13 protein-coding genes and 1 pseudogene are annotated in these 13,522 nt (G+C 71.0%); 7 read left to right on the top strand and 7 right to left on the bottom strand.

Annotation, left to right across the window (positions count from 1 at the left end):
• Positions 1 to 671: pseudogene (locus tag K2Z83_RS08400) on the top strand (DNA mismatch repair protein MutL); the annotation flags it as partial.
• Between the two features lie 45 nt (positions 672 to 716).
• Here K2Z83_RS08400 and K2Z83_RS08395 read toward each other — a convergent pair.
• The 3 genes from K2Z83_RS08395 to K2Z83_RS08385 are packed head-to-tail and all read right to left on the bottom strand — an operon-like array spanning position 717 to position 4,695.
• Positions 717 to 1,889: a C45 family peptidase gene (locus K2Z83_RS08395; protein ID WP_220594724.1), complete on the bottom strand. Its 1,173-nt coding sequence runs from the start codon at positions 1,887 to 1,889 to the stop codon at positions 717 to 719.
• 9 nt (positions 1,890 to 1,898) lie between these two features.
• Entirely contained in the window at positions 1,899 to 2,408 is a 510-nt protein-coding gene (locus tag K2Z83_RS08390) for a hypothetical protein (protein WP_220594723.1), read from the bottom strand.
• 25 nt (positions 2,409 to 2,433) lie between these two features.
• Positions 2,434 to 4,695 carry an ATP-binding protein gene (locus tag K2Z83_RS08385; RefSeq protein WP_220594722.1) on the bottom strand — a complete coding sequence of 754 codons (2,262 nt, stop codon included), beginning with the start codon at positions 4,693 to 4,695 and terminating at the stop codon, positions 2,434 to 2,436.
• 313 nt (positions 4,696 to 5,008) lie between these two features.
• On the opposite strand from K2Z83_RS08385, the gene K2Z83_RS08380 reads away from it, so the two are divergent.
• The 3 genes from K2Z83_RS08380 (at position 5,009) to K2Z83_RS08370 (ending at position 7,563) form a co-directional block, all read left to right on the top strand.
• Positions 5,009 to 5,770, top strand: coding sequence for an MBL fold metallo-hydrolase (locus K2Z83_RS08380; protein WP_220594721.1), 762 nt, complete (start codon positions 5,009 to 5,011; stop codon positions 5,768 to 5,770).
• Positions 5,771 to 5,784: 14 nt separating this feature from the next.
• Positions 5,785 to 6,945 (top strand): glycosyltransferase family 1 protein, encoded by a 1,161-nt coding sequence (locus K2Z83_RS08375; protein ID WP_255603560.1) that lies wholly within the window; start codon positions 5,785 to 5,787, stop codon positions 6,943 to 6,945.
• Positions 6,946 to 7,041: 96 nt separating this feature from the next.
• The gene (locus K2Z83_RS08370) at positions 7,042 to 7,563 is read left to right on the top strand and encodes a phosphatase (RefSeq protein WP_255603559.1); all 522 of its coding nucleotides are present in this window, start codon (positions 7,042 to 7,044) and stop codon (positions 7,561 to 7,563) included.
• A gap of 133 nt (positions 7,564 to 7,696) precedes the next feature.
• Here K2Z83_RS08370 and K2Z83_RS08365 read toward each other — a convergent pair whose 3' ends face one another.
• Positions 7,697 to 8,746, bottom strand: coding sequence for a hypothetical protein (locus K2Z83_RS08365; RefSeq protein WP_220594720.1), 1,050 nt, complete (start codon positions 8,744 to 8,746; stop codon positions 7,697 to 7,699).
• Between the two features lie 152 nt (positions 8,747 to 8,898).
• Here K2Z83_RS08365 and K2Z83_RS08360 point away from each other — a divergent pair, with 152 nt between their 5' ends.
• On the top strand, positions 8,899 to 9,597 hold the full coding sequence (locus tag K2Z83_RS08360; protein WP_220594719.1) for a Type 1 glutamine amidotransferase-like domain-containing protein: 699 nt from the start codon (positions 8,899 to 8,901) through the stop codon (positions 9,595 to 9,597).
• 29 nt (positions 9,598 to 9,626) lie between these two features.
• On the opposite strand, the gene ada is transcribed toward K2Z83_RS08360, so the two are convergent.
• Positions 9,627 to 10,703: a bifunctional DNA-binding transcriptional regulator/O6-methylguanine-DNA methyltransferase Ada gene (gene ada / locus K2Z83_RS08355; protein ID WP_220594718.1), complete on the bottom strand. Its 1,077-nt coding sequence runs from the start codon at positions 10,701 to 10,703 to the stop codon at positions 9,627 to 9,629.
• A gap of 261 nt (positions 10,704 to 10,964) precedes the next feature.
• On the opposite strand from ada, the gene K2Z83_RS08350 reads away from it, so the two are divergent.
• Together K2Z83_RS08350 and K2Z83_RS08345 are read left to right on the top strand one after the other, a co-directional pair.
• On the top strand, positions 10,965 to 11,210 hold the full coding sequence (locus tag K2Z83_RS08350; protein ID WP_220594717.1) for a hypothetical protein: 246 nt from the start codon (positions 10,965 to 10,967) through the stop codon (positions 11,208 to 11,210).
• A 121-nt stretch (positions 11,211 to 11,331) separates the two neighbouring features.
• Positions 11,332 to 12,129, top strand: a complete 798-nt coding sequence (locus K2Z83_RS08345) for a hypothetical protein (protein ID WP_220594716.1) — start codon at positions 11,332 to 11,334, stop codon at positions 12,127 to 12,129.
• Positions 12,130 to 12,198: 69 nt separating this feature from the next.
• Here K2Z83_RS08345 and K2Z83_RS08340 read toward each other — a convergent pair whose 3' ends face one another.
• Complete coding sequence (locus K2Z83_RS08340) at positions 12,199 to 12,600, bottom strand: MaoC family dehydratase (protein WP_220594715.1); 402 nt, start codon at positions 12,598 to 12,600, stop codon at positions 12,199 to 12,201.
• Between the two features lie 61 nt (positions 12,601 to 12,661).
• Positions 12,662 to 13,477, bottom strand: a complete 816-nt coding sequence (locus tag K2Z83_RS08335) for an alpha/beta fold hydrolase (RefSeq protein WP_255603557.1) — start codon at positions 13,475 to 13,477, stop codon at positions 12,662 to 12,664.
• Between the last annotated feature and the right edge of the window lie 45 nt (positions 13,478 to 13,522).

Below are 13,522 nucleotides of genomic sequence, written 5' to 3'. Positions count from 1 at the left end.
GACAGGGGACAGGGGACGGGAGCGAAGCGCAAGAGTCGCAGGCAAGCCCGGCCGACATTCAACATTCAACATTCAACATTCAACATTCCCCGCCCCTCCCCCCCCTGCGCGTCGTCGGCCAGGTGGGGCTGACCTACATCGTGGCCGAGGCGCCGGAGGGCATGTACCTGATCGACCAGCACGCGGCCCACGAGCGGATCACCTACGAGCGGCTGATGGCCCAGCGGGCCGGCGGGGCGCTGGAGTCCCAGGGGCTGCTGCTGCCGCTGGCGGTGCCGCTGGCCCCGGCGGCGAGCGCCCTGCTGCTCGGCAGCGCCGAGGCCCTGGCCGAGCTGGGCTTCGCGCTGGAGGAGTGGGGCGAGGGCGTGCGCGTGCGCTCCGCCCCGGCCACCGTGCCCGCCGACGAGATCCCGCGCGCCCTGGCCGAGCTGGCCGACCACCTGGCCGGGCGGGGCGGCAGCACGCCGGCCGACCGGCGCGAGGAGATGCTGATCACGCTCTCCTGCCACACCTCGGTGCGGGCCGGCCAGGCCCTCTCGCCCGAGGAGATGCGCCAGCTCCTGCGCCAGCTGGAGGCATGCGCCAGCCCGCGCACCTGCCCCCACGGCCGCCCGACGATGATCCTGATGAACCCGGCCCAGCTGGAGCGCCAGTTCGGCCGGCGGGTGTAGGGGCGCAGCAGTACGACGCGCTTTGCGCGTCGTACTGCTGCGCCCCTACAGCGCCACGGGCGTGAACGGCACCGCGCAGGGCACGTCCGGCGCCACGTGCATCACCATCGCGCCGAGGTCGATCACGATCCCGCAGACGCTCTCGCCGCGGTCCACCGGGGAGAGGCGCATGTCGGGGTGGCGGCAGATGCAGCGCGGGTCGCCATCGTGGTCGCGCAGGATGGCCTGGAAGTCGGCGACCTCCAGGCGGCCGCGGCCGGCCTGGAGCAGATCCCAGGAGCGGCCCTGGCGCTCGCGGGTGGTGGTCAGCGCCGGGTCGATCACGCACTCGCCGGCCGCCGCGCCCGCGTCGAGGCAGTGGTTGGCGTGGGCGAGCAGGCCGCCCTCGGCCGGCACCTCGGCCACCCCCGCCGGCGTGATCTCCAGGCTGGCCAGGCCCCCGTCGGCGCTGGCCAGGGTGATGCAGGATGAGCCGGCCGCCGGGGCCATGTCGGCCATGGCCCGCGCCTCGGCGAAGCTGCGCGCCTGGAGCATCTTGCGCAGCAGCACGTGGACGGGCATGCCCACCTCGCGCCCGTCGGCCGCAGAGCGCAGCAGGTTTAGGCCGACCGCCACCCCGGCGCTGTTTAGGCCGATCTTCGCCACGATGCCCGCCTCGGTCATCGTCAGGATCTCGGGCTCGCCGGGCGCCCGCACGCGCAGCAGGATACAGGCCGCGCGCTGGTCGCCCGACCAGTCCCAGGTCTGGGCCAGCACTGTCCCGCCGGCGGCGGTGGCCGCGGGCTGGGCGGCGGCGGTGGTACACTCGCCATCATCGACGGGCGTGGCGGTCGACGCAGCGGCCCCGCTGTCCGGGTGCGCGTGTACCCCGGCGGCGCGGTTGCGCTCGCGGGCCGCCGGCCAGCCGGGGTGGAGCACGCCGCCGCCGACGCCGGCCATCAGCTCGGTGCGCACGTTCAGGGCCAGGATCTCGCCGAGCTGCCGGCCGGCGCCGTCGGCGATGCCGCGCATCTCCTCGAGCAGGTCGGGGGCGACCTCGCGCAGCACGGGCAGGTAGGCCATGGCCGCCTCCTGGCTGGCGGCCCAGTCCAGGCCGCGCCGGTAGGCGAAGAGCCGCGCGTAGCTGGCGATGCTGTGGTCGATCAGGTGAGGCACGGCGGCCCCGTACTGCCGGCCACGCTCGTACGGCGCGCCGACGATGGTCAGCTCAAGGAACATGCTGGCTCCTTAGGGTAGCGGCTGCGCCGCAGGTGGGTATTTCACTATTGTACACGAGACAGGGGAGCGGAGCCGAAGGCTCCGCTCCCCTGTCAGGGCATGTGCAACGTCGGTGGCCGTGGCGGTGCGGGTGGCCGTGGGCGGGGGCGGGGCGTCCGTCGGCGAGGGCGGTATGTCCGTCGGCGAGGGGCTGGGCGTCGGCGAGGGCGAGACGATGGCCACCGCGACAGGCCCGTCGCTGGGGGCGGGGATGACCACCAGGGGGGCGCTCTCCTCGGGCAGGGGCGTCTCATCGGCGGCGGGCGTCGTCTGCTCCTGGGGGGCGGCCTGGACGGCATCGGCGTTGAGCGCCGGGGGGATGGGGATATCGGCCCAGTAGCCATAGTCAGCCCGGCCGTTGGCGGCCAGGTCGCCGGTATAGAGGCTATCGCGGGGCGCGACGATATAGAGCGCAAGCTGCGCGACGCAGCTGATCAGCAGGAGCGCGATCAGCAGGACAAGGGCAACCAGCAACGTCATCGGGCGCGCGACGCTCCGTCGGCGCTCAGGCAGCTGCGGCCAGGGGGGCCTTAGATTTTTCAGGGCTCGGTGTAGCATGTGCGTAACGCAGTGTGAAATAGAACGTGCTGCCCTGTCCTGGCGTGCTGGTCATCCAGATCGCGCCGCCCTGGCGCTCGACGAGCTGCTTACAGATCGCCAGGCCGAGGCCGATGCCGCGCTCGGATGAGTTGATCCCCTCGCTGACCCCATCGCCGCGGATGAAGCGCTGGAAGACCTGCTCCTGCATATCGGGCGAGATCCCGCGGCCGGTATCCTGGACCTCAACTTGAACGAACTCGGGGAGCGCATTCGCGCGGACGACGATGCCGCCCTGGCTCGTGTAGCGGCGGGCGTTATCGAGCAGCTGGTGCATAATCATGCGCAGCTGGTCGAAGTCGGCAAGCACCTCTGGCAGGTCCTCGGGGAGTTCGATCTTCAGGCTGAGGCCCTTGGCCTTGATCATGCTCTGGAGCGGCCAGGCGGCCTCCTCGACGGGCCGGGTCAGGGCGAGCGGCTCCAGGTCGGTCGAGAGCGAGCCGGAGTCGAGGCCGGCGATCACGATCACATTGCTGATCAGGCTGGTCATGTTGCCGGCGTGCTGGCGGATCGACTCGATGAAGACCTTCTGCTCATCATCGAGCGGGCCGGCCAGGCCGCGCATCAGCAGGTCGGAGTTGCCACGGATCACAGTGAGCGGGGTGCGCAGCTCGTGCGAGATCGTGCCGATAAAGTTCGTCTTCGCCCGGTCCACCGCCACCTCGGCGGTCATATCCTGGAGCACGCAGACCGAGCCCATGATCTCGCCGACGCTGGAGACCACGCGGTTGGCGGAGACGCGGACGATCCGCTGGTCGAGGGTGAAGAGATCCTGAGCGCGCTGGGAGCCAAACCCCAGCGCGCCATCGGTCAGTTCTTGGAGCGGGATATCGCTAAACCATGTCGGCGGCGGTTCATCATCGCGGAGGCCGAGGAACTGGCGGGTGGCCTGGTTGATCAGCGTGATCCGGCCGTCGGTGTCGCAGACCACGATCCCATCGGCGATGCTCTCGACGATCGCGGCGCGCTGGCTCGACTCGCTGCTCACCTGGCCGTAGAGGTTCGTCAGGAAGCCGGTCATCGTATTGAAGCTATGGGCCAGGGTGCCGATCTCATTCTGCGACTGGATGTGGGCGCGGCGGTGCAGCTCGCCGGCCGTGATCGCCTCGGCGGTGCGGGCCAGCTCGCCGAGGGGCGCGGTGATGCGGTTGGCGATAAGCACGCCGACGCCGACCAGGAGGACGACCAGCATGAACACCACGATGATCAGCGGCAGCAGCGTATCGCTGCCCGTCTGGATGACCACATCGCGCGCGAGGGCCGGGGCGAGGATGCCCACAGAGACGCCGCGGATCACCAGCGGGGTGTAGGCGAACTGGTACTCGCGGCCGCTGACCTTCTGGGTGCTGAAGAGGGACTGGCTGAGGTCGTTGGTGCGCGTGTCGAAGCTCCGCAGCAGCTCCAGGTCCATCGCGGCGACGCCGCCCTCGGCGGTACTGAAGGTTGAGGCGAGCACCGTGCCCGAGGGGTTGTAGAGCGTGATGCCGGCGGCGACCGAGCGGGCGTTGAGGAGGGCGAGCAGGTTGTCGACGCGCATGGCGGCGATCAGGCCGCCGACAACCTGTTCGCCGCTGCGCACCGGGGCGATCGAGGCGAAGTAGAGCGTGTCGCCGAACTGGATGAGGCCGGCGTACTTATCGCCGCGGCCGTCGGACAGGCCGCTGAGCGCCTTCTTGGTGAACCACGCCTCGGAGATATCGAGCGGCGCGTGGACGATATAGTCATTGCTGGCGCTGTTGTCCGGCGCGAGCTCGAAGTCGCTCACCGTCTGGCCGCGCCCATCGAAGGCGATCAGGCGGTCGAAGCCCTCGCCGTCGTTGCGGTCGCGGGCGCGGGCGCGGAAGTAGGGGTCGATCGCCTTCTGTAGCCCGGCGACATCGTTGTCGGCGAGGGCCTCGGCCACGCCGGGGGCGCCGGTCGATGGGTTGGGCTGGGCGAGGGCCACCTCGCGCAGGACCTGCAGGTTGGCCGCCTCCTGGCGCAGCAGGGTGTCGTTGGCGGTGCGCGTCACCGAGGCGAGCTGGCTATTGAATCGCTCCTGGAGGGAGCCGGCGACCTGATAGAACACAGCAAGCGCCCCTGCCACCGCGACGATCACGGTGAGGATCAGAAACGGGCCGATAATCTGATAGCGGAGCTGCGAGCGCAGCTCACGGATGACCCCTTGCATCGACGAGTACCTCTCGGCGTACGGCGCTGGCTTGCCGAGCCAGGGAGTTGACGAGCATGAGAGAGCGGTGGATGGTACACCTACCTTCACATCATGAATATAAAGTATAGAAGAGTGCAGAGGCAGGATCAAGGGGGTTCAGATTATAACTCTCTAACAGTTTGTTTATCTGTGGCACGGCGTGATGTATGACACGGTGTAATAGGGGGACTACGAGGGATGTGCGAGCAATAACAGTGTTGTTATTTCATCACGATAGACCGGCCGTGCTATACTACCAGCAGCGTTTCCATCCGCATTTCTATGGCAGGCCATGCAGCTACGCTTTCTCGGCACCGGCACCTCGATGGGCGTCCCCGTGATCGGCTGTGACTGCCCGATCTGCACATCCGATGACCCGCGCAACCGCAGGATGCGGACCTCGGCCCTGCTCCGTGAGGCGGGGCAGACGATCCTGATCGACGCCGGCCCCGACTTTCGGGCCCAGGCGCTGTCCGCCGGGCTGCGCCACATCGATGCGGTGATCCTGACGCACTCGCACTTCGACCACGTCGCCGGGATCGATGATCTGCGGCCGATCTGCGGCGACGGCGGCTGCGTGCCGATCTTCGGCAGCCCGCGCACCCTCGCCGATGTGCGCGAGCGGTTCGCCTACGCCTTCACCGAGAGCTCCGCCGGCTCGACCCGGCCCAGCATCGAGCTGCGGGCGGTCGAGGGGCCGTTCATGATCGGCCCGACGCAGATCGCGCCGCTGGACATTCTGCACGGCACCTGGCCGATCACCGGCTACCGGATCGGCGGGCTGGGCTACGTCACCGACGCCAGCGCCATCTCCGCCGAGTCCCGGGGGCAGCTGCGCGGCCTGGATGTGCTGGTGCTGAACGCGCTGCGCTACGAGCCGCACCCGACGCACCTCTCGCTGTCCGAGGCCCTCGCGGTGATCGCCGACCTGCGCCCGCGGCGGGCCTTCCTCGTCCACATGACCCACGCCTTCGACCACGCCAGCGCCGGCGCAGCGCTCCCGCCTGGCGTTGCGTTTGCCTACGACGGGCTTGAGATTAATGTTGAATGCTGAATGTTGAATGTTGAATGCCGCTCATTCAACATTCAACATTCAGCATTCAACATTCAACATTACCTATGCGAATCGGCATCGACGCGCGGCTGAACGCCTACCGCCCGGGCGGGATCGCCCAGTACACCCGGCAGCTGCTCGCGGCGATGGCCCCGCTGGCCGGCGACGATGCGCTGCTCGCCCTCCAGCACCGCCGCCAGCCCGAGCCGATCGTGGCGGACAGAAGGGTCGCGCGGGCGCTGCTCTTCACGCCGCCGCACAACCGCTTCGAGCCGCTGGCCCTGCCCGCCGAGCTGCTGCCCCGCCGGCTCGACCTGCTGCACTGCCCCGACTTCGTGGCCCCGCGCCTGCGGCCCTGCCCGGCGGTGGTGACGATCCACGACCTGGCCTTCCTGCGCTTCCCCGAGATCCTCGACGCCGACGCGCGGCGCTACTACGGCCAGGTGCGCGCCTCGGCCCACGCCGCCCAGGCGGTGATCGCCGTCTCTGAGTCCACCCGCGCCGATATCGTCGAGCTGCTCGGCCTGCCGCCCGGGCGGGTCGATGTGGTCCACGAGGCGGCGGCGGCCCACTTCCGCCCGGCGCAGGTGGCCCCCGGCGAGGGGCGCACGGTCAACGGGCGCGACCTGCGCGCCGGGGGGTTCGCCCTCTTCGTGAGCACGATCGAGCCGCGCAAGAACCTGGAGACGCTGCTGCGCGCCCTGCGGGCCTGCATCGACCGGCGCCCGCAGGCGGGCTACCGCCTGGCGATCGCCGGCGTGCGCGGCTGGCTCGACGGCCCGGTCTTCGACCTGATCCGCGATCTGCGCCTGGCCGACACGATCGACTTCCTGGGCTGGCCCGCGCCCGACGACCTGGTCTGGCTCTACAGCGCCTGCCGGCTCTACCTCAACCCCTCGCTCTACGAGGGCTTCGGGCTGCCGGTGCTTGAGGCGCTGGCCTGCGGCGCGGCGGCGGCGGTGGCCGACACCAGCAGCCTGCCCGAGGTGGCCGGCGACGCGGCGCTGCTGGTGCCGCCGCGCGATGTGGCGGCCTGGGCGGCGGCGATCGAGTCGCTCTGGGCCGATGACGCCGCCCGCGCGGCCCTGGCCCGGCGCGGCCCGGCCCAGGCGGCGCGCTTCTCGTGGGAGCGCGCCGCCCGCGAGACCCTGGCGATCTACCGGCGGTTCGGCTAGCGTAAGAGTAAGGGCGCAGCAGCGCGGCGCTGCTGCACCCTTACGGATCGGCCCGAGCGCGTAGACATCTGATAGCGAAACGAGAGGTATAGCCCTATGAGCGACCTGCTCCCGCACGGCAACTGCTACCGCGTCTCGCCCCAGCTCATCGCCGGCGAGTACCCCGGCGGCCCCGACCTCGAGTCGGCCCAGGCTAAGCTCGGCCGCCACCTCGACGTGGGGGTGACCTACTTCCTCGACCTGACGGAGACGGGCGAGCTGCGCGACTACACCGACGCCCTGGCCACCGCCGCGACGATGCGCGGGGTCACCGCCTTCCACCGGCGCATGCCCATCCGCGACGCGAGCATCCCGACCACCCCGGCGGCGATGGCCGCCATCCTCGACGCGCTCGACGGGGCGATCGCCGGCGGGCACACGGTCTACGTCCACTGCTGGGGCGGGATCGGGCGCACGGGCACGGTGGTGGGCTGCTGGCTGGTGCGCCACGGCATGACGGGCGATGAGGCGCTGGCCACGATCGCCCGCCACTGGCAGGGGGTCGAGAAGCGCTGGCGTCAGCCGCGCAGCCCCGAGACCGACGAGCAGCACGCGTATGTGCGGGCGTTCGCCGGCTAGGGCGAGGTCGCGGCGGCCCGCTCCAGCGCCTGGTCGAGCGTGAGCGCGCGCTCGGCCCTCGGCGGCGGCCAGCCCGGCGTAGTCCTCGATGCGGCAGCCCTAACGTTGATGCGCATGGGGCGAAGCCCCAGGATCAGGCGGGCTCCACCACCGGCCCGGCGGGCGTGTCCTTCACCTGCCAGCCGGCGGCGGCGATCGCGTCGCGCAGCCGGTCGGCGCCGGCCCAGTCCCGGCGGGCGCGGGCGCCCTGGCGCTCCTCGACCAGGGCGAGAACCTCGTCGGGCGCGGCCGGCTGCTCCGGCGCCGCGCGCGGCCGGCTCGCCGTCTCCGCCCAGACCTCGGGCGGCAGCCCCTCGCGCGGGTCGATCAGCTTGAACGGCCCCAGCTCGCCCAGGGCGAAGCGCTCCTTGCGCGGGTAGTATCGGCTGGCCCCGTCGCGCGCCACCGTCACCCCGCCCTTGCCCATCACCTCGGCCCGCCCGCCCGCCAGGTCCAGCACCAGCCCGGTGTGCTCATCCACGCCGACCACCGTCTGCCCGGCGGGGAGCATCCCCAGCAGCCGCTCGTAGCGGGCCTGGCCCATGTAGCAGCGGCTGGTGTCGAGCTCGGCCCCGCCCTCGGCGTTGTTCCAGTGCGGCACAAACACGATCGACAGCCCGTAGGGGGCCAGCAGGTCGAGCCCGGGCTGCCAGTGCAGCTCCGCGCCCACCTTGTAGATCTCGTAGACCGGCAGGGCCAGCGCGCCCACGGCGATCGTGGCCGCGCTGGCCGTCACCACGGCGGCCCCGCGGCGGTGGCGGGCCTGGAGCCGGTGCCAGGCCAGCGTGCCCGCCAGCTGGCGCGCGGCGTAGGTCGGGCTGCCCGGCCCGAGGAAGATCAGGTCGGACTGGAGCATGGCCTCGCTGGCGGCCGGGTCGTCGGGGCTGTGGTCCGTATCGCGGGCGCGGGCCGGCAGCAGGGCGATCTCGGGCCGCAGGTTCTGCAGCCGCACGCCCAGGAACTCGGCCACCTTGGCGGCCACCCGCTCCGAGTTCGGCTGGAAGCCGGCCGGCGTCTCAAGGATCGACACCTGGAGCGGCGCCTCGGCCCGCGCGGTGAGCCGGTCGTACACGACGCCGCTGCTCGGGGCGGTCTCGCCCGATCCCAGCAGCGCGATCATCCCCGGCCCTTCCGTCATCGTCATGGAGTTCTCCTCAGGGTTGCTGAACCATGTGCAGCGCACCTTTTTATGATACAACAGGTATGGTGAGGGAACAGGGGAGTGCGGACAGGGGACAGGGGAAACACCATGACACAGGCAGCGCATACGCACGAGCACACGCGCCGGGCGGCCCCGTGAGCGCCGGCGCGATCATCTTGGCCGGCGGGGCCGAGTTCGGCGGCGGCATGGATCAGGCCGACCGGCGCGCGATCCAGCTCGCTGGCGGCCCCGCCGCCCCCGTGCGGATCATCCCCGCCGCCGCCGCCCCCGACCACAACGACAAGCGGGCCGGCGCCAGCGGCGTGCGCTGGTTCCAGCGCCTCGGCTGCGCCGACGTGGTCGCCGCGCCGCTGACCGACGCCCGCAGCGCCGCCGACCCGGCCGTCGTCGCCGAGCTACGCGCGGCCCGCCTGATCTACCTGCTGGGCGGATTCCCGCGCCACCTCGGCGACTCCCTGGCCGGCAGCCCGGCGTGGGCGGCGATCCGTGAGGCCCTGGCCGACGGTGCCGTCGTCGGCGGCAGCAGCGCCGGGGCCATGGTGCTCTGCGGGCGCTACTTCGACCCCGGCCGGGGCGAGCTGCTCGACGGCCTCGGCCTCGTGCCCGGCGTCTGCGTCCTGCCCCACCACAACACCTTCGGCGCCCGCTGGGCCCCGCGCCTGCTCGCCGAGGCCCCCGCGCTCACCCTGCTCGGCATCGACGAGTATACCGCTGTGGTCGCCGAGCAGTCCGTAGCCCGGAATACCTGGCGGGTCTACGGGCCTGGCGCGGCGACCGTGTATCGCGGCGGGGCCGCCATAACCTACCAGGACGGCGGCACATTTCACCTGTAGGGGCGCAGCAGCGGGATAGCCGCGCGCGGCTATCCCGCTGCTGCGCCCTTACGTTCCATATCCAGCAGCGCCTGCTTGCGCCCCAGGCCCCAGCGGAAGCCGTGCAGCTTGCCGTCGCTGCCCACCGCCCGGTGGCAGGGCACCACCAGCGATACCGGGTTCGTCGCGCAGGCCCGGCCCACCGCCCGCACCGCCTTCGGGTTGCCCAGCCCCTCGGCGAGCTGCATGTAGGTGCGCGTCTCGCCGTAGGGGATGGCCTGCAGCGCCTGCCAGACCTGGCGCTGGAAGGCTGTGGCCTGCACGTCAAGCGGCAGCTCCATGCTGGGCCGCCGGCCATCAAGGTATGCCTGGATCACGCCCACCGCCGCGCCGATCTCGTCGTCGCGCACGATCTCGGCCATCCGGTACTCGGCCCGCAGCTCATACTCCAGGTGCTCGTCGTCGTCGCCCAGGCTCACCGCGCAGAGCCCGCGGCCCGTGGCGGCCACCAGCAGCCGCCCGAGCGCGCTGTCCACAATCGTAAAGCCGATCTGCATCCCCTTGCCTCCTCCCCGGTAGACCGCCGGGGGCATGCCGAGCTGGGCGTCGGCCCGCTCGTAGACCCTGCTGGGCGAGCCGTAGCCCGCCGCGTCGATCGCCTCGCTCACCCGCTCGCCGGCCCGCAGCCTGCCCTTGAGCGCATCCAGCCGCAGGGCGTCGGCGTACGCGCGCGGGCTGACCCCCACCAGCCGCTTAAATGTTCGCTGCAGGTGGTGCGGGCTCATGCCCACCGCCGCCCCCAGATCATCCAGGCTCGGCGGCTGCTCCAGGCGCGCGGCGATCACCGCGCAGGCCGCCGCGACCACGCCCGCCGCCGGGTCGGCCGGGCAGGCCTCGCGCGGCGCGCAGCGCTTGCAGGCGCGGAACCCCGCCAGCTCGGCGGCGTCCGGCAGGGCGAAGAAGGCCACCTGCTCGCGGCGCGGCCGGCGCGAGGGGCAGGATGGCCGGCAGTAGATCCCCGTCGAGCGCACCGCGTACACAAACGCCCCGTCGCTCCCGCCGTCCCGCGCCGCCACCGCCTCCCAGCAGCGCTCCGCGTCCAGGGCGATATCCGCTATCTCTGTCATCGCGTTCCTCCTGGACACAGCATACCGCCAGATGGGCGCGCACGCCATCCGCCGCTTGCGCTAGATGTACGGGCGTAGCAGCGCCGCGCCGCTACGCCCCATGCTGCGCCGCCATCCGCCGCTTGCGCTAGATGTACGGGCGTAGCAGCGCCAACAGAGTGCAAAAGCAGACGCGGCGTTAGATGAAGGGGGTACAGCGATGAAGGCGAGGGCTCCGGCCTGTCCCCTGTCCGCTGTACCCTGTACCCTAAGGAGAAGGGTGTGGCGAAGACGGTGATTCTGCATCTGAGCGGCGAGGACCCGGTGCTGGCCGATATCGACCAGGACCCGCAGCCGAGCGATCAGTACATCAAAGTGACGAACATGCGTAAGCGCGACGGCAAGCCGGTGAGCTACCTGGCCGCCGGGGTGCAGTCGGTGATCTACCCCTGGCACCGTGTCACCTTCATTGAGATGATGCCGAGCGAGGAGGAGCGCAGCCAGGTGGTTGACTTCTTCCGCAGCTAGGGTGATGGGCAACGACGGGGTGCGAGGGTGGCGTCGCCACCCTCGCATTGTTATGTGGCCTTTCGTCGGGCGCAGCCCGCACAGCACAGAGGCCGAGCGATTCATGGGACAGGGGTGCGCGATGAAGATAGTGATCCGCCCGGTGGCCGGATACGCCGAGCATATGGCCTGCGAGGAGATTCAGCATGTGGTTTGGGGGGAGCACGGGGCGGTGCCGCTGCACATGCTGCTCACCGCCCACACCAACGGCGGGGTGCTGCTGGGCGCCTTCGACGCCGATGCGCCCGGCGCGCCGATGGTCGGCTTCGCCTTCGGCTTCCTCGGCCGCGCCGCCGACGGCCGGCTCAAGCACTGCTCGCACATGGCCGCTGTGCTGCCCGGCTACCGCGACGCCCGCATCGGCGAGCGGCTCAAGCTGGCCCAGCGCGAGGCCGTGCTCGCCCAGGGCATCGACCTGATGACCTGGACCTACGACCCGCTGATCAGCCGCAACGCCCGCCTGAACATCCGCAAGCTCGGGGCGATCTGCCGCACCTACAAGCCGAATATCTATGGCCCCGAGCCGGTACCCGCTGGCGACCTGCCCAGCGACCGCTTTCAGGTCGAGTGGTGGCTCGGCTCCGCGCGGGTGGCCGCGCGCCTGGCCGGGTCTGACTCCCCGCCTGATGTCGCCGCGATCCTGGCCGGCGCGACTCTGCTCAACCCCGACCCGGAGGGGCCGGCGGCGCCGATCGCGGGCGGGCGGCTGGCCCTGCGCATCCCCGCCGACATCGACGGCCTGCGCGGCGCGAACTTCCGGCGGGCATGGGCCTGGCGCCACCAGGTGCGCGACCTGGCCACCGCCGCCTTCGCCGCCGGCTACCACGTGGCCGAGTACGCCCGCGAGGGCGAGGATGGCTACTACCTGCTAGATCACTGAGGCACTGAGGCACTGAGGCACTGAGCAGCTTCAGCTCAGCGCCTCAGTGCCTCAGTGCCTCAGTGATACCTACGGCAGCAGCACCAGCGACTCACCCTCCAGCACAAGCTCGCCATCCTGGTTCGTGATCGTCGTGCGCAGGGTGGCGATCGGCTTGTCCTGGCGGATCTCCTTCACCTCCACGGTCGTCGTCACCGTATCGTTGATAAAGATCGGCTTGCGGAAGTTCAAGGTCTGCTTGATATAGATCGTGCCGGGGCCGGGCATCTGCATGCCCAGCACGGCCGAGATCAGGCCGGCCCCGAGCATGCCGTGGGCGATGCGCTTGCCGAAGCGCGAGTCGCGGGCGGCGAGGTCATCGGTGTGTAGTGGGTTCATGTCGCCGGTCACGCATCCGAAGAGCACCACGTCGGCCTCGGTGATCGTCTTGCGGATGCTGGCTCTCTGGCCGACTCGTACTGGCTCTCTCATCTCACGCCTCCACTGTTGCGCTGAGCGACGTTTCGCTCGTGCTCATGGTAGCGCGCGCCTGTTACCCACGGCTGAGGCCGGCGGCCCAGCTGATGATCGTCTCGGCCACGGCGGCGGGCCGCTCCAGGGGCACCATATGGCCGCCGTCAAGCTCGACGAGGCGAGCGGCGGGCAGGCGCCGCTGGAGCTGCCGCCACGAGCGGTCGGTCAGCAGGTCGGAGCGGGTGCCGCGGATGATCAGGAGCGGGATGCGCAGGCGTGCCAGAGCGTCCCAGGTGTCGATCGGCACCAGGCTGAAGATGCGCGCCTCCCACTCCCTGGGCCAGGCCAGGGTGACGCCATCGCCGTCGGAGCGCAGGCCGCCGTCCAGGTAGCCATCGAGGGCGGCGGCGTCAAGGTCGGCGAAGGCACCGCGGCCGGTGTAGCGGGCGCGGGCCTCATTGGCGCTGGCGAAGCGGTGGCGGCGGCGGGCGGCTCCCTGGGCGATCGGCGAGCGGTGGTGCTGGCCGATCTGGCGCATGGCCCAGAGGACGGGCAGCATATGCCGGGGCATCACCACCGGGTCGATCAGGGCCAGGCCGCGGAACAGGTCGGGGCGGCGCAGTGCGGCGTAGAGGGTCATGATCCCGCCGAGGGAGTGGCCGGCGCCGATAAAGGGGCCATCGCCGCGCCGGCCCATATCGGACAGCATATCGTCTGTCAGGTCGCGCCAGGAGCTGATGGATGCCGGGTCGCTGCCGGGCCAGAGCGGGCGCGGGCGGTAGCCGAGGGTGCGGATCTGGGGGGCGAGGGCGGCGGCGAGGGGCCGGTAGGCCTCGGGGGGGAAGCCGTTGGCCGGCGCGAGGTGCAGGGGCAGCCCGCCGTCGCCGAATTCCAAATAATGATTGATCATGGCATTATATACCGTAGGGGCGCAGCAGCA

Source organism: Oscillochloris sp. ZM17-4, assembly GCF_019599295.1.
Lineage (GTDB): Bacteria > Chloroflexota > Chloroflexia > Chloroflexales > Chloroflexaceae > Oscillochloris.
Note: the sequence above shows the minus strand (reverse complement) of the source record. Positions and strands in the feature narration are given on the sequence as shown.